The sequence below is a fragment of the Novosphingobium sp. genome (assembly GCF_036820275.1).
Taxonomy (GTDB): domain Bacteria; phylum Pseudomonadota; class Alphaproteobacteria; order Sphingomonadales; family Sphingomonadaceae; genus Novosphingobium.
The window spans coordinates 46085-69233 of the sequence record NZ_DAISLT010000025.1 but is presented as its reverse complement, the minus strand read 5'-3'; the positions used below and the strand labels follow the sequence as shown (position 1 = coordinate 69233).

The following is a 23149-nucleotide window of genomic DNA, read 5'->3' as shown; positions in this document are numbered from 1 at the left end:
TCATGACCATTACTCTCGATCCTGCCCCCAACCCCGCCCTACCCCCTTCCCGCGCCGCGCGCCTGAAAGTGCTTACGCGCGATACCCATGAAGGCGTCGACCGCTCGATCATGTCGGCGGCCTCGTTCGCCGATAAGGAACATTACGCCCGGTTTCTGACAGTGCAGTATCTGTTCCACCGCGATATCGCCGCGCTCTACGAGGCGCCGTCGCTGCAGGCTCTGCTGCCGGGACTGGCGGAGCGACAGCGACTGCGGCTGATCGAGGCTGACCTGACGGACCTCGGCCTGAACCTGCCCACCGCCGATGGTTCCCCCCGGTTTTCGGAGCAGGCCGTCGACGTGCCGACGGCGCTGGGCTGGCTTTATGTCGCGGAAGGCTCGAGCATGGGCGCAGCGCTGCTGCGTAAGGAAGTCGCGAAGATAGGGCTGTCGGACAGCCACGGCGCCCGCCATCTGGCCCCAGCGCCGGAAGGCCCGGCCGCGCACTGGCGCAGCTTCACCGCCGCGCTGGAGGCGGTAGAGCTCGACGAAACCGCCGAACCGCGCGTCGCGGCAGGCGCCAACGCCGCTTTCGCGCGAGTGCAGGCCCTGGTCGATGACCACATCGCCTGAGGTCCGGCGCGAGCGGGCCCGGCCGAAGCGCATCACGCGCGCGGTCTGGCTGGCGGCGGGCCTGTTGCTGGTCGGCATCGGCTTCGTGGGGATCTTCGTGCCGCTGCTGCCCACGACCGACTTCCTGCTGCTCGCTCTGCCCTGCTTCGCCCGCTCCTCGCCCCGCCTTGAAGCATGGCTGCTCGGTCATCCGCGCTTCGGGCCTGGCCTCAAGGCATGGAGAGAGAACGGTGCCGTACCGCGCCGCGCCAAGGTCATGGCCTGCCTCGGCATGGGTGCAGGCTACGGACTGTTCTTCCTTCACGTCCGGCCCGGACTACCGCTGGCGCTTGGGCTGGCCGCGTGTCTGCTGTTCTGGGCCACCTGGATCGTGCGGTGTCCCGAACCCAAACCCGAACGGAACGGTCCCGCATGAAACACGAGCCCCTCCACGGTTACGGCGATATTCCGGCCGGATACGTCATGCTGCGATCCTGGTATCCAGACGAAGCATCGCAACATCACATCGATCCTGCGCCCCGCCCAACTTGCAGCCGCTACAGCGACCAATCGCTTGACTGGCGATCCCGACTGTTCGGGCTGGGAAGCACGACCGGTCTCGTGCTCGCGATCCTGGCGGGCCTCTTCGCCACCTGGCACGCGGTTCAACCGATGGTCGCGCCGTCCGAAGCGCTCGTCGTGACGATGGAGCCGCTCGCCGCCCCGCCCGAGCCTATGGAAGCGGTCCCGGAAGGGCCGCGGAGGATCGAGAAGGAGGAACAGAAGGTTGAGCGAGAAGAGCAACCGGAACCCCCGAAGATCGTGATCCCACAGCTCAAGGCGCCAGAGGCCCGGCACGAACCGCTCGCTGCGGCGGCCAAGCCCGCCGATCCGGTTCCCGAGACCACAGCCCCCAAGACGCTGCCCGCCCCGCCCGCAAGGCACACGTCCAGCAATGCCGATGCGACCTGGGAGGCCCTGCTGCTGGCCCATCTGGAGAAATACCGCCGCTACCCGCCAGCCGCCCGTGCCCGGCGGGAGGAAGGTGCGGCCTTCGTCAGCTTCCGCATGAACCGCGCAGGAAAGATTCTGTCCGCTTCGTTGGCGCGTTCTTCGGGTTCGGTCTTTCTTGATCGCGCCGCGCTGGAAACGATAAGGAGGGCGCAGCCGCTTCCCGCCATTCCCGACGACAAGCCGGAGGAACTGGAACTATCATTGCCGATCGAATTCTTCTTACAGCGATAACAATTCCGTGTACCTTAATTTAAAAACGCCGTCCGCGTTCTTTGGTTGGATAACATCGTCGACAAAGCTGACGTTGACTTCGAAGGGCGCGGGTAGCTAGCTAGAGCAATGGCAGGCGGTCTAAACTCGAAGCGCAAGAAACGAACCATAGAAGGAACGGTCAATATCGATGATCTCGTTCTGCATTGGGCTCTCACGAGCGAACCCCAATGGAGTAACAGCGGAGACGGCTACAAGGGCCTTTGCCTTTCCGTAAAAGTCGCAGGCGAAGCGCGGCGCGAACTCATCATCGAATACCCATATCCAAAAGGGCGAGATGGACGTCCATTGCCAGCACCGCAGCGCCCACCTATGTCAGCAAAGCTTGTGGAAGCTGATATACGGCAAGCTTTGGCGGAGGGTTGGGACCCCAATTCGCGAGGAAAAGCATATACCTACTATGTACCCGAAGTCCGGTAGCCACCCCTTCCAGTCATAGGCGTCGCGCAGCCGCGCTCCCGAAACCGGAATGGCAGGATTGCACGATTTTAATCCGAGAGCGGCCTTACCGGACACGCCAACAACGCGGTCATTGCAACTCACGCTCGGGAACGGCAGGAATGTCCCAACCCTCGCTAATCCGACGATCTCAGGCGAACGTGGTCAAGCGTCCGGTCCCAGATTTTACGACGATGCTGCCAAACGACCGAGTTGGGGCGATTTAGCTTATTTGACACGGATCGCAATCCCGCGACGAAAAGGCAGTCTACGGCCGAATCGGTCTTCCATGCCTGGAAATTCATCACGCATGGATTTCCTCGCTGACCACGATTGTTCTCATCAGCTCGCGCCGCCGATAGCGCCAGGCGTAAGGACAAGCGCCAGGATCACGAGTGCGGTCCCCACATAGGCCCATGCGCCCATGCCGGACCAGGCAATCCTGGCTGGACCTCTCATCTGCTTCTCGGCCTTCTCCAGTCGTTTGGCATAGATGATGACCCCCGTCACCGACATGCCGGTCAGGATTACGCCGAAGAGGAACCAGATCGCTTTCGTTGCCAACCCTCCGAACGTGCCGAAGTGCAAGGGATCGGCCATCTCGGATATCCTCTGGTGCATATCCAGACCGCGCCCGTCGAGCGACGTGAGCATGCGCCCATCCGCCGGGTCCATCGCTACGGCGTTGGCGCGATCACGAACCAGCCAGGCCTCATCCTGTCCGAGCAGGACGACTCCGTTTTTCTCGGTGAACCGGATTTCCCGGATGTCGAGCGAAGGCCGTGCCCGCTGGGCGGCGGCGATCAGTCGATCCAGCTGTGCTCCGGTCGGCAAGGGGGCCGTCACGTCGACATTCGCCACCTTGGGCACCGACGCATTTCCACCCAGCGTCTCCACCAGATACCAGAGCCCCGTCAGGGAAATCAGCGCCACGAACCAGAGGCTCCATAGCCCGCCGAGACGATGCAGGTCACCGCTCAGCTTACGGGCATCGCCACCTCTCGGCATCCGGAAGAAGCCACGCCACCACTTCTTGTACGTGACGATCCCGGTGATCAGCGATGTGAGCAGCAGCAGGGCAAGCGAGCAGACGATCGGTATCCCGACCCTGGTCGGCAGCATCAGGTGGCGATGCGCCTGTCGCAGGAAACGGTGAACGTTGGCCCAGCCATGCGTGCCCGTCACCCGCCCGCTCCAGGGGTCGACATAGACGCGAAGCGGCGCACGGCTGCCCATGTCGACCCAGGCTTCCGCCGTGAACCACGGGTCGATTGGCGCATAGAGCGTCTGCAGCCGGCCGCGCGGCGCCGCTTGCGCTGCCGCCGCGGCGAGCTGACCCCAGCTGGCTTTAGGCCCATCCTGCGGTGCGGCGCGCATCGCGGGGGTGACGAGCCAGTCGATCTCGTGCGCAAACACCGCCAGTGTCCCGGTGGCCAGCACGAAGGTCATGAATACGGCCAGCTTCAGGCCGGCCCAGCTATGGACCCGCCACCAGAGCGAGCGCCCCTTGCCACTGCCTTTGCCCGCCTTCGCCATGATCAGAACCGGAAGCGAAGCTCGGCCAGGAACGTGCGAGGCTCACCTGGGAAGTGACCGCTCTGTGCCGAGAAGCCCGAGGCTGCGTAGACCTTGTCGAAGATGTTATCCACCCGTAGCAGCAGTTCCGCAAACCCGAGGCTCTTGGTGATCGAGGCGTCGAAGGTGGTGTAAGGCTTCACCGCCTGTCCAGACAGGCTGACCCGCCGCGAGACATGCTCGCCCCCAATGGCAAAGGCCGTGCCGATCGCAGGCACCTGGTAGCGGGTCCAGAAGCCGACCTTGTGCTTGGGCGCATTCGCGAACCGGTTGCCGACGGCATTGACGATCGCCTGACCCTCGGCCGTGCCGGTGATCTTGGTATCGTTGTAGCCATAGTTTACCAGGAGCACCCAGTTGGGCGTGATGTCCGTCGTCAGGTCCAGCTCGAAGCCCTTGCTGGTGACTTCACCGATGGGCGCAAGCTGATCGACGCCATTGACCGGCTCCAGCGTGGGGTCGACCTGCAGGATATTCTTGCGCACGATGCGGTAGACGGCCGCGTTGGCCTGTAGGCGACCGTCGAAGAGCTGCGTCTTCACGCCGCCTTCAAGCTGGTTGCCGGTGACCGGCGCGAAGGGACCGCCGGCATCGCTGTTCTGGTCGGCCGCTGCCTGCGGCTCGAAGCTCTGCGACCAGCTGGCGTAGAACGAGACGTCCTTGCGCGGCTTGAAGACGGCGCCGCCACGGAACGTCACATCGCTGTCCGAGTAGGTGGACCGTGCCGAGACGGTGCCGTTCATGCTGGTCGATACCCCATCGTCGAACTTGTCGTAGCGCACGCCGCCGACAAGGAGCAGCGCCTCCGTCACGCTGATCTGGTCCTGCAGGTAGGCACCCTTGCGCTTGGTCCGGGTGTCGGTGGTCGTGAACGGCAGCAGCGCCGCGCGCGCAGCGTCACCTTCCCCAGGACCATAAACCGGATTGCTCAGGCTGAGCGATGTCACCCCGGCGCGCAAGATCCGTGAGTTCAGCAGGCTCTTCTCGTCGTACCAATCTGCCCCGGCCTGAAACTTGTGCTCCACGCCAAGAATGTCGACCCGCGCCGTCATGTTGGCCATCAGCGACAGCCCGTGGACGGGCCGGACCTGGTCGCGGAATTCACGGCGGACCAGATCGGGGTTCGCGGGATCCAGGCCGCGCGGTTCGTGATACTGTTGGGTCTCGGTTGCCTTGAAATAGCGCACGCCGGCATCGAAGGTGACACGCTCTCCGATCGCGGTCGCATAGCGTGCCTGATACGCCTGCGAGCGCAGGTTCAGGAAGTCGGTCTTCTCGTTGGCGTTCCAGCGGATGCTGGTCAGGAAATTGCCGGCATTGTCCACCAGCACGCCGCGCAGGCGGTTGCCCTGCAGTTCGCTGTCATAGATCGTCGCCTGAAGCGTCAGCTTGCCGCCTTCGTTGGTCTTTATCGCCAGACCCGCATCGCCGATGCGCGACTTGTTCTGGGTGTTGCGGCGATAGGGATCCATCGATTCAAAGAAGCCACCAAGCCGGTAGGTGATGACCCCTTCCTTGTCGACGGGACCTGTCGCCTCTGCCGAAAGACCAATGCGGTCGTACGTGCCGCCGGTCACCACGGCGCGCAGGCCCGATTCTTCCTGAGGCGTCTTGGACACGTAATTGATGATGCCGCCCGGCGACCCGGGGCCGAAGAACAGGCCTGCGGGCCCCTTCAGGACTTCGACGCGCTCGACATTGAAAAGCTGCGGCACGGAGAAGCCGATGAACGGGTTGCCACGCTGACCATCGTAGAAGGACTGATCCTGCCGGAAGCCGCGGAACGTCACGCCTGCATAGCTGAAGAAGCTGACGCCCGAGATGTTGCGATAGATATCCGTCGCATCCCGCGCGCCCTGGTCAGCGAACAGTTCCGAATTGATGACCTGCACCGCCTGCGGAATATTCATCGGGTCTTCGGCGACCTTGCCCACCGTCGTCTGTTCGACGCGATAAAGCCGCTGCGCCCGACCGGTGACGATGATGTCGTTCGCTGTGGCCTCGGCATCCGGGGCCTCCTGCGCAAAAGCCGGCATCGCGATGATCGAAGCGGATGCGATCAACGCTATCCTGAATGACGACATTTGTATCCCCCGCGTTACAATAGTGCGAATCACTCGCAATGTCGCCATTAGCTTTTGAGGGTCTGCGCGCCAAGGCTATTGCGACTTATTATCGAATCTGCGGGCGGGGTATGGGCGGCTTGCCCTGAAGCCGGGAGTGTACGCATAGGTTCGAGGTTGTAATCACCCTCGGCTTGCCGGAGATCACGGAGCATGAATTTCGCTACCATCTCGATGGTGCCCTGCGGCAGCACGATGATGCGCTTCGATTTCGGCAGGCGGGATATTGCCGATCGGTTCGAGCAGTTGGCGATATTCTGCCGTTCGCATTTAGATTGGCGAACGACTTAATTTGGTCGCGACCTGCCAGTAATGCCCCTGCCCTGCTCCGCCTTATGGATGCGGCAATCTATCAGGACTTCGTCCTTGAGATCATCTGGCGGCCCGGCAAGGAGCCGATCCGCCAGATAAGTGGCGATAGAGAACCAGTTTGCCCGATGGGATCCGCCACACGAACCGCCTTTGCCGGCCCGGAAACCCCATAATTAAACATCGATTATTTTCTTGACAGGAAAAAATTGAACACCGATCATGTTTCCGCAACGGGAGACAATGCTTTGGTTCGCAACGCTTTCGCAATGCTCGGCCAGCGGAGCGGCCTCGTCTCAGCTATCGTATTGCTGTGCCATCCGGCATCCGCCGCGCGTGCCAGCGGCCATCTCCCGCCCATTCCGATCCCACGGCAGGAATTCAAGGACTTCGCCGCCTGCCATGCCTTCCTTGACGAGACCTACCATGCTGATCCGGAAGCCGGATATCTGAAGATCTCCTACTCCTATCGCACGACGAAGATGACCTGCGAAGGCCGCGTGCTGACCGGCACCCATAGCCAGGGCTATCACACGCCGCGCATGGAGAAGCCGCCGCCGGAAGGACGTTTGCAGTGACCCTGAGCGCGATGATCCGCCGCCCGGCACCGACCTTTCCCGTTTTCCCCTCTCACGCCTCGATGGAGATATCATAGTGGCATCCTTCCCTTCATGGCTCGCGCCAGCGGCGAGTGTGGCGCTGGCGTCGCTCGCCTCCGCGCTTCCGCAGACTGCCCTTGCCGCACCCGGAAACGGCCCCTCGTTCGATTGTCGGCGCGCCTCCTCGCAAGCCGAGAAGGCTATCTGCGCCAGCCCGACACTGGCCTCGCTCGATCGCCAGATCGCCGCCCGCTACGCGATATTGCTCAAGCAGATGGACAAGCCCTCGGCCGATAAACTGCGAGCGGACCAGAAGTGGTTCATCGGCTTGCGCGACGGCACCTACCTCGATCGCACGTTCGCAGACCTCAGTCTGGCTTTGCGCAGCCGCCTCGCCTTCCTGAATGCCATTCGTCCGGGGCCGACGCCGGGGCTGATCGGAAAATGGCGCAATCTCTCCGGCGAGATCGTCGTTTCCCGCAGCCGATCCGGTGCCCTCACGTTCGAAGCCAACACTGCCGAGCCGACCGGCGGCCATTGGGTCTGTCAGGCAACCGGCACGATCGCCGCCAAGGGCACGGGGCAATGGCAGGCCCACGTCACCGATCCTGCCGATGCCCGATTCGACATCGACCACCGGGGAACCAGCCTCATCGTCACCGAACCCGGCGCCGTCGAGTATTGCGGCATGAACGGCGGCCTTGCGGGCGGGTTCTTCCCGGTTGGAAAATGACTGGCCTGTCTGAAAATGATTTGACGGGCACCGCCAAAAATGAAGGAAATCCTATGAAGAAGTTTGGTTTCACGGCTCTTGCCGTTCTGGCTCTGGCAGGATGCGGCCAGACAGCGGACACTTCCGACAAAGCTGCCGCCACTGAAACCCCGGCGGCAACCGGGAGCGAAGCGGCGAAGGCTCCGGTCACGGCCGCAACCGCCGAGTCCGCCGCCAACGACCGGATCGACCTGACGCCCTACATCGGCAAATACCCGTCGGAAGTCGTAGATGGCCATCGCTTCCTCGATAATCCGGCGGTCAAGGCCGCCATCAAGATGGCGGTTCCCGACGCGAAGCAGCGCGCCGTGATCGAACCGGGCGAACTGGAAGTCCCGATCGTCAAGGTCAAGGGAGGACGCCTGCTCGTGTGGGGCGGCGCGAAACGGGCCGAGGACCGCTACAACTGGTCGGTCGTGATCGCCCCGGACGGCTCGAAGCCCGAAGTCTGCATCTATGACGGCCTTGGCGATTATGAGGATTTCCAAGCATCGCAGTGGTTCGAACCCAAGCACTCGAGCATCATGAAGCAGGGCAAATGCCCCTCTGACAGCGAAAGCTATCCCGCTGCGGACATTGCCGCAGGATAAGGCGAAGGCCTGAGGCCGTTATCGCGCAGACCGCGCGGGACGGCCTCTCGCCCTCCCTTCAAACCGCACCGACGCTTTCCAAGGCGACCGCGACGGCCTAACGCTGCCCCCAGACAGGACAAAACAACCACCGAGATTGGGCAATGACGAAATTCCGACTGGGCCGCTACACCGCTTTCATCCTGTGTGCGGCGGTCTTCATCGCCGCGCTGCTATCGCGGCAGTCGGGTTCTCTGGGCGGTTTCTGGGGCGGTGCGCTGATTGCGCTGTCCGGCTTTCTGACCCTGTTGGGATGCTGGGATCTCTTCCAGACCCGACACTCGGTGCTGCGCAACTATCCCGTAATCGGCCATATCCGCTGGATGGTGGAGATGATCCGGCCGGAAATCCGCCAGTATCTGCTGGAAAGCGACACGGACGCGACGCCCTTCTCCCGCGAGCAGCGCTCGACCGTCTATCGCCGGGCCAAGGAGGCCGCCTCCGACCATCCTTTCGGGACGATCCGGGACGTCTACGCAATCGATTACGAATTCATCCAGCATTCCCTGACCCCGGCCCCCGTGCCCGATCCGGCCTCGTTTCGCATCACCATCGGCAACGAGCAGTGCGCCCAGCCCTACTCGGCCAGCATCTTCAATATTTCCGCTATGAGTTTCGGCGCGTTGTCGGCCAATGCGATCCGGGCGCTCAACAAGGGCGCGGCACTGGGCGGGTTCTACCATGACACCGGTGAAGGCAGCCTCAGTGCCTATCACCGCGAGAACGGCGGCGATATCGTCTGGCAGATCGCCAGCGGCTATTTCGGGTGCCGCGATGAACAGGGGCACTTCGATCCGGAGCGCTTTGCCGCCCAGGCCGCCTCGCCGCAGGTCAAGATGATCGAGCTGAAGCTGAGCCAGGGTGCGAAGCCCGGCCATGGCGGCGTCCTGCCCGCCCGCAAGGTAACGCGGGAAATCGCCGAAACGCGCGGCGTGCCGATGGGCGTCGACTGCGTTTCACCGGCGCGCCATTCCGCCTTTTCCACTCCGACGGAGATGATCGCCTTCCTCCAGGAACTGCGGACGCTTTCGGGCGGAAAGCCGGTGGGCTTCAAGCTCTGCATCGGCCTGCCCTGGGAATTCATGGCGATCGTCAAGGCGATGCTGGCGACCGGGATCGTGCCCGACTTCATCGTCGTCGACGGCGGCGAGGGCGGGACGGGCGCTGCGCCGGTCGAGTTCAGCGATCACATCGGCGTACCGATGCGCGAGGGCCTGTTGTTCGTCCACAATACCCTGGTCGGCGCCGGGCTGCGCGACCGCATCAGGATCGGCGTGGCGGGCCGACTGACGAGCGCGTTCGATCTGGCCGCCGTGCTGGCCATCGGGGCGGACTGGGTCAATGCCGCCCGTGGCTACATGTTCGCGCTGGGCTGCATCCAGTCGATGAGCTGCCACACCAATCGCTGCCCGGTCGGCGTCGCGACGCAGGACGTGAAGCGCAGCCGGGCGCTCGTCGTGCCGGACAAGGCGGAGCGCGTCTGGCGTTATCATGAGCGGACGGTCCAGGCCCTGGCGGAAATGCTGGCCGCCGCCGGTCTCTCCCATCCCGAGGAACTACTGCCGCACCACCTCGTCCACCGGGTGAACAACGTCGAAATCCGGCAATTCGACCGCATGCATTACTTCGCCGAGCCGAACGATCTGATCGAAGGGCGCTCCACGTCCAGCTTCTACAGCGACAGCTGGGCGCGGGCGAGCGCCGAAAGTTTCGCGCCGGCCTGATCGGCCGGGCGCCCGTTACACATCGCACTGGGAGACGTTTCCGGCGGCACCTCCCCTAGCTAATGCGTATACGATATAATATCAACGACAGATCAGGGGTTTGGCGCCGTATCCGGCAAAGCCGGAACGACGCCGGCCGGCGGCGCTCGAACCGTGGCTCAGCGAGGTCCGGCAATGGACCTTCGGCCCTTACGCATCGGCCATGTTCAAGCGCTCGGATATCACGCCCGAGGAAAACGCGGCCGTCGCCCGCCATATGAGCGGCTACACGGGACTTTCCGAGGCCTTCACCCTGCGCAACGACCTGCGCGTGGACCTCTCCCGCTTCCACAAGGAACTGCTGCGCGACCAAGGCAGGACGATCGGCCGACTGGACGCGCGCTTCACCTGAACGGACGTCGACGATGCCGGCGAGGCTCCGGAATACGATGCCGCCGACCGTTAGCTCAGCGGTCCCTATATCGGCGCGCTGAATTCGTACCTCTTCGGAACGCTCGGCTATAAGACCTCGCTCGTCTACCGCCCGAACTACTATACCGAGATCGGCGGTGGCAAATGGGATCAGAAGCACCGGGCACCAGGCGGTCGCGGGTTGACCTGCTCCCCGTACACTGGTCCGAGTTTGGAGAGAAATTCTCGGTTAGGTTTGGCGAAGGCCGAACAAGGGAAACCGTGGATGGAAACGTCGAAATTCAGCGAGCAACAGATCGCATTCATTCTCAAGCAGGCTGAGGACGGAACGAGCGTTGAGGAGGTGTGCCGGAAGGCGGACATCTCAATTTAAACTTACTATCAATGGCGGAGCAAATATGGCGGCTTGATGCCGTCGGAGATCAAGCGGCTGAAGCAACTGGGGGAGGAAAATGTCCGCCTCAAGCGCCTCGTGGAGAACCTGAGCCTGGACAAGGAGATGCTGCAGGATGTCATCCGCCGAAAAATGTGAGGCCTGATCGCGCTCGGGAAATCGTCAGCTATCTGCGAGGAATCACACATCATAACGGCGGTAGTGCGCCCTCTAGTCTGCACTGCCGCGCCGCTCAATTCCTTCTATCACGCCGGTCAAAAAGACAAAGCCAATCGGGCCTCCAAGGAGGACGGTCAGAGCGGTAAAAACGAACCCAAGAAAAAGACCTCCGGCATCGCTGTGCGAACCAGAAGACAGCAGGCAGAAAGATCCAAAAATGGTTGTCCTTGACGACCGTTGGTATATCCCTCGCTTGCCGCCGGGTAATAGAGGTGGCTACAGTCGCATCACGATCAAGTGCCAGCCGGCGACCTGAATGTTCGAAATGTTGGCGGGTGCGGTCATAGGCGCCGTCGGCGAACAAATGCTCCAGCCAAGGCCATCGCTTGCGAACGGCCGCGACGATCGCTTGAGCGCCAGCGCTGTCTGAGATGTCGGCAGTGGTGAGATTGAGCATGAGCAATCGGCCATCGGTGTCTACGGCAATGTGCCGTTTACGGCCGATAACTATCTTGCCCGCATCAAACCCCCGCCTTTCCGCTGCTGGCGCTTTGATGGACTGGCTATCCACGACGGCGGCCGTCGGGTTCTGCTCACGCCCTTCGCGTTCACGGTCGAGCATTAGTGTGAAGTCGTCGGAACAGTAGGCGGCGCACGAAGCGTACGGAACCACCAATATACCGTTTGCCAACGCGGAAGTCATTCGGCGACATCCGCCATCCACCACCTGTTCGGGCCAGATAGCGAAGCGCATCGAGGACATCACGCAGGTCCCTCGCCGGCTTGCGCCCGCGCTTGGCCACCGGCGGGAGGAACGGTTGAATAAGCAGCCATTCTCCGTCCGTCAGATCGGTCGGGTAGCGCTTCGATCGCTTTTCAAAACCAACCATCCGGTTCCGGCTCGCTCGGGGCCACATCCAAAGCTTGAATTACGCCCGAACCGCCCCATCAACCCATTCTCAAGCGGTGTCTTAGGTCCTATTCCGCTACGACAGGCACATGATTGAACTTACTTACCAATCGTCCTCGCCCGACAGATAGCACTCGGGAGATGCCAGACACCATATCTGGTGCGGGCAATTTTAGGGGGCCTTCCATATGGGTTTCGCTAAACCGCCGCCAGCGTTGGCCAAGAACATTGATGTCGGGAATACCATCAATGCGTAATATCCTGCTCGACAGAAGCAATTGATAGCGGTACCAAAAAGCCTCGTATTGGTGATCGCAGACTGAAACATGAGTTTCGGCGGATTCGAAGCGTTGATGAGGATGCCGATCTGGTGATCTGCGAATTTACTGTTCCGGTCTTGCCGGTTTGCGGAATGATTGTGCTGACAAGCCTTGATCGGAGCATCCAGGGCTGGTCGGCCCGCTCATGAATATCGATTGCACACAGGCTGTTGCCTGAAAGAGGCAAGCTGCACCCGAATTTCGGGAAATGGCTATAGAGGGAGGATTTCGGAATGAAGGACAAGGCAACCGCCGGCAGAACCGCATATAAGACAACCATCGCTCTGGGCCTGTCATGGCTGGCGCTTGGTGCCGGCGCCGCCCATGCGGAACCGATGGCCCTGCTGGACCGCAATGGCAGCCGCGTCGCGGTAGAGCCTTACGCGCCCAACATCGTGCGGGTGACGATCGCCCTCGACCCCGCGCTCGCAAGCGCCGCGCCCGGTGACGGTCCGAATGCCAAGGCCGATGCCACCGGCTGGGCCCATCGTGCCGATGCCTCCGGCGATGTGTTCACGTCTTCCGCCCTGACGCTCACCATCGATGCGAAACCCTATCCGCCCGCGCCGACGATGATGCAGCGCTACTTCGCGCCCTCGCTTCCGCCGGTCAGTCTTTCGGTGAAGAACGCGGACGGTTTGCTGCTGACGAAGATGACCGGGTGGGAAATGGCGCCCGTCACCGTCAACGGCGAACAGACCTTCAAGATGGGCGCGTCGTTCGACGCTCCGGCCGACGAACACTATTACGGCCTCGGCCAGAACCAGGAAGGCCTGCTGGACCTCAGGGGCCGGCAGATCGACTGCGCGCACAATTACGATGCGCCTGCGGGCGAAACGGTCTGCGTGCCGTTCATGGTCACGAACAAGGGGTACGGGATCGTCTGGGACAACCCGGCCCGCACCACCGTCTGGCCCGGGCTCCACGGCAGCACCCGGTTCCAGTCGCAAGTCGGCGAGCGCGTCTCGTTCTTCGTCATCACCGGCAAGACTACCGATGAACTCTATGCGGGTTATGCGAAGCTCACCGGCCAGACCCCGCTGCCGCCCAAGGCCGCCTTCGGCCTGATCCAGAGCAAGGCGCGCTACGAGACGCAGAAGGAACTGCTCGACATCGCGCAGGGCTATCGCCAGCGAAAGCTGCCGATCGACGTCATGGTGCTCGACTGGTTCTACTGGTCGCGCATGGGCCAGCTCGATATCGACCGCACCTATTTTCCCGATCCCAAGGGCATGAACGACCAGCTCAAGGCGATGGGCATGCGCTCGATCATCAGCGTCTGGCCGCGCTTCGAGCGGGAATCGCGCTACTTCGACATGCTGTCCGCCAAGGGCTGGCTGCTCAAGGACAAGGACGGCAATGCCGTGGACGGACTGCCGGTGCGTTCCGACCGCGCAGGCGCCCTGATCGACAGCACCAATCCCGAAGCGCGCGAGTGGTTCTGGGGCAAGCTGCGCGACAATATCGCCTCGGAAGGCTTCGACTGGTTCTGGCTGGACGAAACCGAGCCGGACCTGGTGCCGGACGGCTATTTCTACTCGATCGGATCGGGCGACCGCTATCACAACCTGTTCCCGCTGGTGCATACCAGCGGCGTCGCGGCAGGGTCCGAGCGCGACCGACCGGGGTTCCGCAACCTGATCCTTTCGCGCGCCGCCTATCTCGGTTCGCAGCGCACGGGCGGGCTGTTCTGGTCGTCGGACATCAAGTCGACCTGGGATGCGCTTCAGCGGCAGGTTCCGGCGGGCCTCGGCTTCACCGCTTCCGGCCTCGCCTACTGGGGCAGCGACATCGGCGGCTGGCAGTGGCCCAACGGACCGAAGGCGCAGCATCCGGTGCTCGTCGATCCTGCGGGCGCGACGGCGATGGGTGCGGACTATACCGATTACCCGGAACTTTTCGTGCGCTGGTTCGAATATAGCGTCTTCACGCCGACCCTGCGCATCCATGGCCAGCGGCCCGGCAGCGCGCTGTGGGAATACGGCAAGGCAGCCGAACCGATCCTGGCGGACTGGCTGCGCCTGCGCTATTCGCTGATCCCGTACCTCTATTCGCTGGGGCGCGGCACTTACGAGACCGGCGCGCCGTTCATGCGCGCGCTGTTCATGGACTTCCCGAACGATCCCAAGGTCCCGACCATCGGTGACGAGTACATGCTGGGCAAGGCCTTCCTCGTCGCTCCCGTTACCGAGCAGGGTCAGACGAAGCGCTCGGTCTATCTTCCCGCCGGAACCGCTTGGTACGACTACTGGACCAATCAGCGGTTCGAAGGCGGCCAGACAGTGGAAGTCGATACGCCGATCGAGCGCATCCCGGTATTCGTGAAGGCCGGATCGATCGTCCCCATCGGTGCCCAGGTGGAAAGCACCGCCACCAAGCAGCCGATCGAGAGCATTCGCGTCTATCCGGGCGCCAATGCCACCTTCACGCTCTACGACGATGACGGCACCACCAATGCCTATCGCAAGTCCGGCGGCAAGAAGGCCGAACTCGTGTGGGACGATGCGACCGGCAAGCTCACCAGCCGCCAGCCGCTGCCGACCGGGCAGTCGCTGAACGGCCTCGTCAGGATCATGGGCGGGCAGTGAACGCCGCTTGCAAGACTTCGGGAGATTACCAGAAATGACCGGAATCAACCGCCGCCAGCTTGGCATGGGCCTTGGTGCCGCCGCTCTCGGCGCGGCGCTGGGGGGCAAGGGCGCGGCTGCACAGGGTGTGGCGGCCCCAATGGCATCGCCGACGCCTGCGAACGGCGGCGCCAGTGCCGCCGAAGCGCTGTCCTTCCCCGCCGACTTCCTCTGGGGCTGCGCTACCGCAGCCTACCAGATCGAGGGCGGCGTCAAGGAGGACGGACGCGGCGAGACCAATTGGGACGTGTTCTCGCACACGCCGGGCAAGACCACCGACGGCGGCACCGGCGATGTCGCCTGCGACAGCTACCACCGCTATGAGGAAGACATCGCCCTGCTCAAGGCGCTGGGCGCCAAGGCCTATCGCTTCTCCGTGGCCTGGTCTCGCATCTTCCCCGAAGGCCGGGGCAAGCCGAACCAGAAGGGGCTCGACTACTACAACCGCCTGATCGACGGTCTGCTGGCGGCGGGCATCCAGCCGCACATGACGCTGTTCCACTGGGACCTGCCCACCGGTCTCCAGGGCGGCTGGCAGTCGCGCGACACCGCCTATGCCTTCGCCGACTATGCGGGCTACATGGCGGGCAAGGTCTCTGACCGCGTGAAGCACATCATGACGGTGAACGAACTGCGCTGCTTCACCGACCTTTCCTACATGACTGGCGGCAAGGCGCCCGGTCTCAAACTGCCGATGGACCAAGTGAACCAGGTCCGCCATCACGGCGTTCTCGCCCACGGCCTCGGCGTCCAGGCGATCCGTGCCGCGGCCCGGCCCGGCACCGAGGTCGGCATCGCCGACAACGCGACGATCTTCGTGCCCGCGATCGAGACGCCCGAGCACATCGAGGCAACCCGGAAGGCCATGCGCGAGGATAACGCGATGTTCCTCACCGCGATCCTCGAAGGGCGCTATCTCGACAGCTATCTTGCCGCGCAGGGCAAGGATGCGCCCAAGGTGAAGGCGGGCGACATGAAGGCGATCGGCGCACCGCTCGATTTCGTGTCGCTCAACATCTACACGCCCAATTTCGTGCGGGCCGCGGATACGCCCAGCGGCTACGAGATCCTGCCCCACCTCGCCAACTCGCCGCGCATGGCCTCGCCCTGGCTCTATGTCGGTCCGGAAGCGCTGTACTGGGGCGTGCGCACCGTCAGCGAGCTGTGGAAACCGAAGAAGATCTACATTTCGGAAAACGGCTGCTCGGCCGACGATCCGGTGGCGCAGGACGGCAAGGTCTACGACGCGGATCGCGTCATGTACTTGCGCAACTATCTGACCCACCTGCAACGCGCCGCGCGCGAGGGCTATCCGGTGGAAGGCTACTTCCTGTGGAGCCTGATGGACAACTTCGAGTGGGAGGACGGCTATACCAAGCTGTTCGGCATCCACCATGTCGACTTCAAGACGCTGAAGCGCACGCCCAAGCTCAGCGCCGACTGGTACCGCGAACTGATCCGCACCAACCGGCTGGTCTAAACCCGACATAACGCCGTCCCGGACCGAGTCCGGGACGGCGCCAAAAGAATTACAGCATAAATGATGGCGCTCCACGGCGCGCGAACGGAGGGGGGAAGAATGCTCAGGATCGGCCTCACGGCTCTTGCAACAGTCGTTCTGGCACAGCCGGCCATGGCTGCAGAAACGCGCGAAATCGCCATCGACACTGCCGCACCGACCGGGCCGGTGGACCGGTTCTTCGACCTTTCGGTGGGTTCGGACTTCCCCGGCACGCTGATCCGCGAAGACAGTCAGGCGCAGCTCAAGCAGGCGTCCGACGAACTGGGATTCCGCTATATCCGCTTCCACGACATCTTCCACGACGTGCTGGGCACGGTGCGCAAGGTGGACGGCCGGATCGCCTATGACTGGACGAAGATCGACCAGCTCTACGACGGGCTTCTGGCCAAGCGCATCAGGCCGTTCGTCGAACTCGGCTGGACCCCGGCGGTCATGCGCACCTCCGACCAGCAACTGTTCTACTGGAAGGGCAATACCTCCCACCCCGATCCGAAGATGTGGCGGGACCTGATCCAGGCCTTCGTCACCCACCTGCGCGAACGCTACGGCGCCGAGGAAGTGCGCAGCTGGTACTTCGAGCTGTGGAACGAGCCCAACCTCGACGGTTTCTGGGAAAAGGCGGACCAGCAGGCCTATTTCGAACTTTACGGAGATACGGTCGCCACCATCAAGGCGATCGACCCCAGGCTGCGCGTCGGCGGCCCCGCCACCGCAGGCGCGGCCTGGGTGCCCGAATTCCTGAAGTACGCATCGGACAACAAGCTGCCGGTCGACTTCGTGGCGACGCATACTTACGGCGTCGACGGCGGTTTTCTGGACGAGCAGGGCAAGCAGGACACCAAGCTATCGCCCTCGCCCGACGCCATCACCGGCGACGTGCGCAAGGTGCGCGGCGAGATCGAGGCATCGGCCTTCCCCGGCATCCCGCTGTTCTTCACCGAATGGAGCACCAGCTACACCCCGCGGGACTTCGTTCACGACAGCTATGTCAGCGCGCCCTATATCCTCAGCAAGCTGAAGGCGACGCAGGGCATGGTCCAGGGCATGAGCTACTGGGCCTATACCGACCTGTTCGAGGAACCCGGCCCACCGCCAACCCCGTTCCACGGCGGTTTCGGCCTGATGAACCGGGAGGGCATCCGCAAGCCCGCATGGTTCGCGTACAAGTACCTCAACGCCGTTCGCGGGCAGGCCCTTGCCACCGGCGATACGCAGGCGATGGCGGCCCGCGACGGCAAGCGCATCGCCGCGCTCGTCTGGGATTTCCAGCAGCCGGTGCAGGGCGTCAGCAACAAGCCGTTCTACACCCGGCAAGTGCCCGCCACGCCCGGCAAGCCGGTGACGTTCCGGTTCAGCCACGTGGCCAAGGGCAGTTATCGCCTGCAGGTCCACAAGACCGGCTATCGCCTGAACGACCCGCTTTCATCCTACATCGACATGGGCATGCCCGCCGCGCTTTCACCCGCGCAACTGGCGCAGCTTCAGCAGGAAACCGCCGACCGGCCCGAACAGGACCGACTGGTCCGCGTCGGCAAGGACGGCACCGCCACGGTCGAAGTCCCGATGCGCAGCAACGACGTGGCGCTGGTCACGCTCGAACCCGCCTCGAACTAAGGAAACCACGATGGACGTTACCCGCCGCACGATGTTCGGGGGCGCCTTGGCCGGGGCGGCCCTCCCCTCTCTTACGCCCTCGCTGGCAAATGCCCTGACCGGCGCGAAGCCCGGCGCGGCGCAGCAGTGGGGCACGGGTGCAGAAGGCCAGCGCAAGGCCGATCTCGGCAATGGGCTCTATCGCAATCCGATCATCTCGGGCGATCACGCCGATCCGACGATCCTGAAAGACGGCGGGGTCTATTACATGACCCATTCGTCGTTCGATTCCTACCCGGGGCTGGTGATCTGGCGCTCGACCGATCTGATCAACTGGGCGCCGGTGGGGCCGGCGCTGCACCGCAATCTCGGCACCATCTGGGCGGTCGATCTGGTGAAGCACGAGGGCCGCTATTTCATCTACATCCCCGCCGATCCCAAGGGCGAAGGCTGGTCGATCTACGTGATCTGGGCGGATGACATCGCCGGGCCGTGGAGCGAACCGATCGACCTCGGCATTCGCGGTGCGATCGATCCGGGCCATATCGTCGGCGAGGACGGCAAGCGCTATCTTTTCACCAACGGCATTCGCCGGGTCCGCCTGACCGATGACGGCCTCGCGACCGACGGCACGCTGGAGCAGGCCTATAACCCCTGGCGCTACCCGGACGACTGGGTGGTGGAGAACTTCGCGCCCGAAGGCCCCAAGCTGCTGCGCAAGGGCGAATGGTTCTATCTCGTCACCGCCATCGGCGGCACGGCCGGGCCGGTGACCGGGCACATGGTGATCGCCGCCCGCTCGCGCTCGATCAACGGGCCATGGGAGCACTGCCCCCGCAATCCGCTGGTGCGCACGGTCAGCGTGGACGAACCATGGTGGTCGCGCGGTCATGCCACGCTGGTCGAAGGCCCGGCGGGCGACTGGTGGATGGTCTATCACGGCTATGAAAACGGCATGCGCACGCTGGGCCGGCAGACCCTGCTGGAGCCGATCGAGTGGACGGCGGACGGCTGGTTCCGCGCGAAAGGCGGCGACCTTTCGCTCCCCTTGCCAAAGCCGAAGGGCGGCATTCCCAGCGCCTCGGCGCCGGGCCTGTCGGACGAGTTCGCGAAAGACCGCTTCGGCGTGCAGTGGAGCTTCCACGCCCCCAAGCGCGGCGAAGCGGAGCGGGCGCGCTACGAGCCGGGCGGACTGGTGATCGCGGGCAGCGGCGCTTCCCCTGCAGATTCCTCGCCGCTGACCTGCCTCGTGGGCGACCGCAGCTACGAAGCCGAAGTCTCGATCGATCTTACCGGAGACGGCGAGGCGGGAATCCTGCTGTTCTACAACCACAAGGCTTTCGTCGGACTGGGCTTCACGCCCGAGAAGCTGAAGATCTACGAATATTCGGAAGACCTGCCTTGGGCGGGGGTGTCGCACAAGGCCCGCAGTGTGCGTCTGCGCGTCACCAACCACGAGAATGTGGTCACGTGGTACTATTCGTATGACGAGGGCCGGCACTGGCAGCGCCACGGCACCCGCATGGAAGTGTCTGGCATCCACCACAACGTCTTCGGCGGCTTCCTCAGCCTGCGCTTTGGAATCTATGTGGCGGGCAGCGGTCAGGCCCGGTTGCGCGACTTCCGGTATCGGGCGGTCTGACGGCTCTTCGGGAGCCTTTCGTCTGCCTTTTCGTCATTGCGAGCGTAGCGAAGCAATCCAGAGCAGTCCTACGCCGCTCTGGATTGCCGCGTCGGCTTCGCCTCCTCGCAATGACGATGATAGGGAGTCGTTCGCCGTGCCGTCCGGAAGTTCCTAGCGGATCGGATAGGTCGCCAGCTTCACATGTAGCACTTGCGGGGCGGCGGTGAAGTTCAGGCCCCAGTCCACCTGATCGCCGTTCCATAGGCGCTGGAACTGCCACCGGCCTTCAGCATCGTAAGTGCCCTCCTCCACCCGGTCGAGGATGAGGTTGGCAGCTTTCGGATCAGACATCGCAAAGTCCACCCGGGCGAAGTAGCCGGTCACGAGGTATTCATTCGGGCCGATCTCGGCGATGGCGACGCCGCCTGTCGGCTTGGCATTGCCCTTGGGGTCGGTCGGGCCGAAGTCTCCGTTGCCGAAATTGGCGGTGGCGACGTACTTGCCCAGCGGGATCACCTGCTTGTGGCCATCGGCGGGGTCTTCGGGTTCGGAGGCGCCCCAGACTTTGCCCTCGAAGGCCAGCTTTGCCCATACGCGGGCCATCGGTGCGAACAGGGCGTAGTTCGCCGCGAAAGGCGCGATCGCCGCGTCATCCAGCTTCGATGTCAGCGGCAAACTGGGGCGATAGCGCAGCGGGTCGATACCGAAGGGCGACCAGCCGATCGCGCCCCGGCCGAGGGCGGCGAAGAAGTGGCGCGCATATTCGGGGGCGTGACCGGTTTCCGGCACGAACAGCGGATTGTCCGCCCGGCGATAGGCTTCAAGGAAACCGAGATAGGCCTTGTGCTTCGGGTTGTAGATGTCCGGCGCCACCAGATCGAGGTGTGGAGCCGCAGCCTTGTAGACGTCGATCACCGTATTGGCCGGGCCGCCGCTGGCGTAAGTGTTCGGGTCCTGCCAGGTGAAGGGATCGCCGGGCAGCGCGGCGTTGACGTACATCGGCAGCGGCTTCACCGCCTTGCCCGCCGCCGCCACCTTGTCGATGTAGCTGGCGACGTGCCAGGCGTGGAAATAGAGCTCGGCATCGCGGCCGAACAGCGTGCTCCAACTGCCAGAGGGTTTGCCGAGGCGCTTACGCAGCGCTTCGGGCACGGGCGCGGCGAAGGCGGCATTGGCCTCGGGCGAATGATCGCGCGCCAGGCCGTAGGAACCCGCCTCGTTCTGCACCTGCATCATGATGACGGTGTTCTGCCGATCGACTTGCGCCAGATGCGCCATCAGCGCGGCGAAGGCCTTGCTGTCCGCCGCCAGCGTCGCCTTGCCGAATGGAGAAAGGGCGTAATGCAGCGTCCCGTCCGCGCGGCGCATGCGCGGGAAGCGGGCATTGTCCAGCTTCACCCAGCGCGGCGTATATTGCGGATTGGTGTTCTTCCACGTGCCGAACCACAGCAGCACCAGCCGCACGTGCTGTGCGCGCGCCTGTTCGAGCAGCTGGTCGACGAAAGCGAAATCGAAGCGGCCTTCCTCGGGCTCTATCTGCTCCCAGCCGATCGGCACTTCCACGGTGTTGACGTGCATCGCCGCCATCGTCGGCCAGACTTTGGGCAGCGTGGCAGGCCAGGCGCTGGAGTTGTTGATCTGCGCCCCCAGCATCAGGAACGGAGCGCTATCGACGATCAGCGCATGGCGACCGTTTTGGGTGACGATATGGGGTACATCCTCGGACGCGGCCGATGCTGTGGGCGAGTTGACGGCGAGAGCAGCGCAGAGGGCCGCGATGGTCTTCCAGGTGCTGCTCATGTCGGTTTGGGTTCCTTTCAGGTAAGCTTTCCGTCGGGCCACTCAGGCCACGCCGCGCCCTTCGATTTTCAGGACCGGGACCACGCCAAGGCCGCGCGGCAGGTCGATCTCCATCGCGTCTTCACGCTGACGGAACCGCACCGCGCCGCCGCCCAGCAGGGTGACTTTCGCGACCTGCCCCTTGCCGGCCTGTGCCATCGCGCGGCGGCCCAGCGCCTTGACGGAAAGCGGCTTACCCGGCGCCACCAGCGAATAGAGATAGAGCGCACCGTCCTTCACCGTGAAGCGCACGTCGCCTTCGACGAAGCCCTTGAAACCGCCCTCGTTCTGCATCCCGACGGAGAGCACGGTCGGCCCCTCGCCATAGATGTGCCAGGGCCGCGATCCGAACACCGCCTGCCCGTTCACCGCCATCCAGCCTGCAAGATCGTCGAGGATCTTCTCTTCCTCGCTATCGATGGTGCCGTCACCGCGCTGGGGGATCGAGAGCAGGAGGTTGCCGTTCTTGGAGACGACATCGGCCAAACGCTGCAGTACACCCTGCGCGCCGACGTAGCTCTTCTGCGTGAAGCGGTTCCGGTTGTAGAACCAGTCGCCGATGCAGGTGTCGGTCTGCCAAGGCTCGTCCCACAGGTGGTCGGTAAAGCCGCGCTCCACGTCCTGCACCAATCCGAAGCGGGCGTAGGATTTCAATTGCTTGGCGGTGAGCACCACGTCGATCTTGCCGTGCCATTCGATGGAGCGGTTGTAGTAGTCCGCCGCCGCCGCCAGGCCGTATTGGCCGAAGGGCAGCTCGTAATTGTCGAAGTAGCAGAAGTCCGGCCGGTACTTGGCCACAAGGTCCATCTGCCGCAGCAGCCACTGGCGCGCGAAAGTCTCATCTCCAGGCGGGGCGGTTTCGATCCATTGGCCATCGTTCTTGTCGTGCCAGGCGTTCATTGCCTCGACACTGTCGATCCCATCGGGCGCGACCATGTGGGGGCCGGTGTAGAGTTCCTGCGGGTCCAGCCCGTCCCACCATTTGCCCGCGCCATCGGCCTTGGTCAGCTTGTAGGCGTCGTACCGCTCGCCCTTGCGCGGGCCTTCGGGATCGTAGGCATAGGCCGGCTGATACCAGTGCCATGCGTGCGAGATATGGTTGGAAACGCCGAACTTCAGCCCCGCCGCACGCGCGGCCTTTTCCCAGGTGCCCACCACATCGCGGCCCGGCCCCACCCGCTGTGAGTTCCAGGCGTGGTGCGAACTGTCGAAGCAATCGAGATTGTCGTGATGGCAGGCGAGCGAGACGAAATACTTCGCGCCCGCTTTCACGTAGCGCTGCATCAGCCCCTCCGGATCCCAGGCTTCCGCCTTCCAGCGGTTCTGGATTTCCATCATGCCGGTATCGGTGGGATGGCCGTAGGTCTTCAGGTGATGCTCGTACATCGGATGCCCCTGCATGTAGAGGAAGCGTCCGTACCAATCGCCTTGTTCGGGCACCGCCTGCGGGCCCCAATGCGACCAGATGCCGAACTTGGCATCGCGGAACCAGTCGGGATAACGATAGTGTTCGACCAGCGAGGACCAGTTCGCCTGCACCGGGCCTGCGGTCGCGCCAGTTGAAACGGCAGCGGCAGCAAGCGGCCGCGCCGAGGCTCCTGCGGCAAGCGCGCCCGCCAGAAAGCGGCGACGATCCGGCCTCAGCCCCTTCACGGATTGCACCTGCTGCAAAGGAGTATGCGAGCCATCGTGATTATCCTTTGC

16 protein-coding genes and 2 pseudogenes are annotated in these 23149 nt (G+C 63.5%); 13 read left to right on the top strand and 5 right to left on the bottom strand.

Annotation, left to right across the window (positions count from 1 at the left end):
* The first annotated feature begins 2 nt into the window (after nucleotides 1-2).
* From V7066_RS18555 to V7066_RS18545, 3 genes are read left to right on the top strand one after another with little or no spacing between them, the layout of a single operon-like run.
* On the top strand, nucleotides 3-614 hold the full coding sequence (locus V7066_RS18555) for a biliverdin-producing heme oxygenase (protein ID WP_334184461.1): 612 nt from the start codon (nucleotides 3-5) through the stop codon (nucleotides 612-614).
* Entirely contained in the window at nucleotides 598-1029 is a 432-nt protein-coding gene (locus tag V7066_RS18550) for a YbaN family protein (RefSeq protein ID WP_334184460.1), read from the top strand. The genes V7066_RS18555 and V7066_RS18550 overlap by 17 nt, the downstream gene beginning before the upstream one ends.
* A complete protein-coding gene (locus tag V7066_RS18545; RefSeq protein ID WP_334184459.1) occupies nucleotides 1026-1838 on the top strand; it encodes an energy transducer TonB family protein in 813 nt (270 codons plus the stop codon). The genes V7066_RS18550 and V7066_RS18545 overlap by 4 nt, the downstream gene beginning before the upstream one ends.
* A gap of 819 nt (nucleotides 1839-2657) precedes the next feature.
* Here the strand turns inward: V7066_RS18545 and V7066_RS18540 are convergent.
* Both V7066_RS18540 and V7066_RS18535 read right to left on the bottom strand, forming a co-directional pair.
* The gene (locus tag V7066_RS18540; RefSeq protein WP_334184458.1) at nucleotides 2658-3851 is read right to left on the bottom strand and encodes a PepSY-associated TM helix domain-containing protein; all 1194 of its coding nucleotides are present in this window, start codon (nucleotides 3849-3851) and stop codon (nucleotides 2658-2660) included.
* 2 nt (nucleotides 3852-3853) lie between these two features.
* Nucleotides 3854-5953, bottom strand: coding sequence for a TonB-dependent siderophore receptor (locus V7066_RS18535; RefSeq protein ID WP_334184457.1), 2100 nt, complete (start codon nucleotides 5951-5953; stop codon nucleotides 3854-3856).
* Between the two features lie 578 nt (nucleotides 5954-6531).
* On the opposite strand from V7066_RS18535, the gene V7066_RS18530 reads away from it, so the two are divergent.
* The 6 genes and pseudogenes from V7066_RS18530 to V7066_RS18505 form a co-directional block, all read left to right on the top strand.
* Nucleotides 6532-6900 carry a hypothetical protein gene (locus tag V7066_RS18530; RefSeq protein ID WP_334184456.1) on the top strand — a complete coding sequence of 123 codons (369 nt, stop codon included), beginning with the start codon at nucleotides 6532-6534 and terminating at the stop codon, nucleotides 6898-6900.
* A gap of 76 nt (nucleotides 6901-6976) precedes the next feature.
* Nucleotides 6977-7654, top strand: a complete 678-nt coding sequence (locus V7066_RS18525; protein ID WP_334184455.1) for a lysozyme inhibitor LprI family protein — start codon at nucleotides 6977-6979, stop codon at nucleotides 7652-7654.
* Between the two features lie 53 nt (nucleotides 7655-7707).
* Nucleotides 7708-8283 carry a hypothetical protein gene (locus V7066_RS18520; RefSeq protein WP_334184454.1) on the top strand — a complete coding sequence of 192 codons (576 nt, stop codon included), beginning with the start codon at nucleotides 7708-7710 and terminating at the stop codon, nucleotides 8281-8283.
* A 143-nt stretch (nucleotides 8284-8426) separates the two neighbouring features.
* Nucleotides 8427-10046: an FMN-binding glutamate synthase family protein gene (locus tag V7066_RS18515; RefSeq protein ID WP_334184453.1), complete on the top strand. Its 1620-nt coding sequence runs from the start codon at nucleotides 8427-8429 to the stop codon at nucleotides 10044-10046.
* A gap of 100 nt (nucleotides 10047-10146) precedes the next feature.
* Nucleotides 10147-10437, top strand: a complete 291-nt coding sequence (locus V7066_RS18510) for a hypothetical protein (RefSeq protein WP_334184452.1) — start codon at nucleotides 10147-10149, stop codon at nucleotides 10435-10437.
* A 285-nt stretch (nucleotides 10438-10722) separates the two neighbouring features.
* Nucleotides 10723-11024, top strand: a pseudogene (locus V7066_RS18505) (transposase); the annotation flags it as partial.
* 320 nt (nucleotides 11025-11344) lie between these two features.
* Here the strand turns inward: V7066_RS18505 and V7066_RS18500 are convergent.
* Nucleotides 11345-11927: pseudogene (locus V7066_RS18500) on the bottom strand (IS5 family transposase); the annotation flags it as partial.
* Nucleotides 11928-12473: 546 nt separating this feature from the next.
* Here V7066_RS18500 and V7066_RS18495 point away from each other — a divergent pair.
* The 4 genes from V7066_RS18495 (at nucleotide 12474) to V7066_RS18480 (ending at nucleotide 19624) form a co-directional block, all read left to right on the top strand.
* On the top strand, nucleotides 12474-14828 hold the full coding sequence (locus tag V7066_RS18495) for a glycoside hydrolase family 31 protein (RefSeq protein WP_334184451.1): 2355 nt from the start codon (nucleotides 12474-12476) through the stop codon (nucleotides 14826-14828).
* 34 nt (nucleotides 14829-14862) lie between these two features.
* Complete coding sequence (locus tag V7066_RS18490) at nucleotides 14863-16347, top strand: GH1 family beta-glucosidase (protein ID WP_334184450.1); 1485 nt, start codon at nucleotides 14863-14865, stop codon at nucleotides 16345-16347.
* Nucleotides 16348-16446: 99 nt separating this feature from the next.
* Nucleotides 16447-18003 (top strand): GH39 family glycosyl hydrolase, encoded by a 1557-nt coding sequence (locus V7066_RS18485; RefSeq protein ID WP_334184449.1) that lies wholly within the window; start codon nucleotides 16447-16449, stop codon nucleotides 18001-18003.
* A 10-nt stretch (nucleotides 18004-18013) separates the two neighbouring features.
* Complete coding sequence (locus tag V7066_RS18480) at nucleotides 18014-19624, top strand: family 43 glycosylhydrolase (protein ID WP_334184448.1); 1611 nt, start codon at nucleotides 18014-18016, stop codon at nucleotides 19622-19624.
* Nucleotides 19625-19777: 153 nt separating this feature from the next.
* Here V7066_RS18480 and V7066_RS18475 read toward each other — a convergent pair whose 3' ends face one another.
* Both V7066_RS18475 and V7066_RS18470 read right to left on the bottom strand, forming a co-directional pair.
* Complete coding sequence (locus tag V7066_RS18475) at nucleotides 19778-21406, bottom strand: DUF5597 domain-containing protein (RefSeq protein ID WP_334184447.1); 1629 nt, start codon at nucleotides 21404-21406, stop codon at nucleotides 19778-19780.
* Nucleotides 21407-21448: 42 nt separating this feature from the next.
* Nucleotides 21449-23098, bottom strand: coding sequence for an alpha-L-fucosidase (locus V7066_RS18470; protein ID WP_334184446.1), 1650 nt, complete (start codon nucleotides 23096-23098; stop codon nucleotides 21449-21451).
* Nucleotides 23099-23149 lie beyond the last annotated feature (51 nt).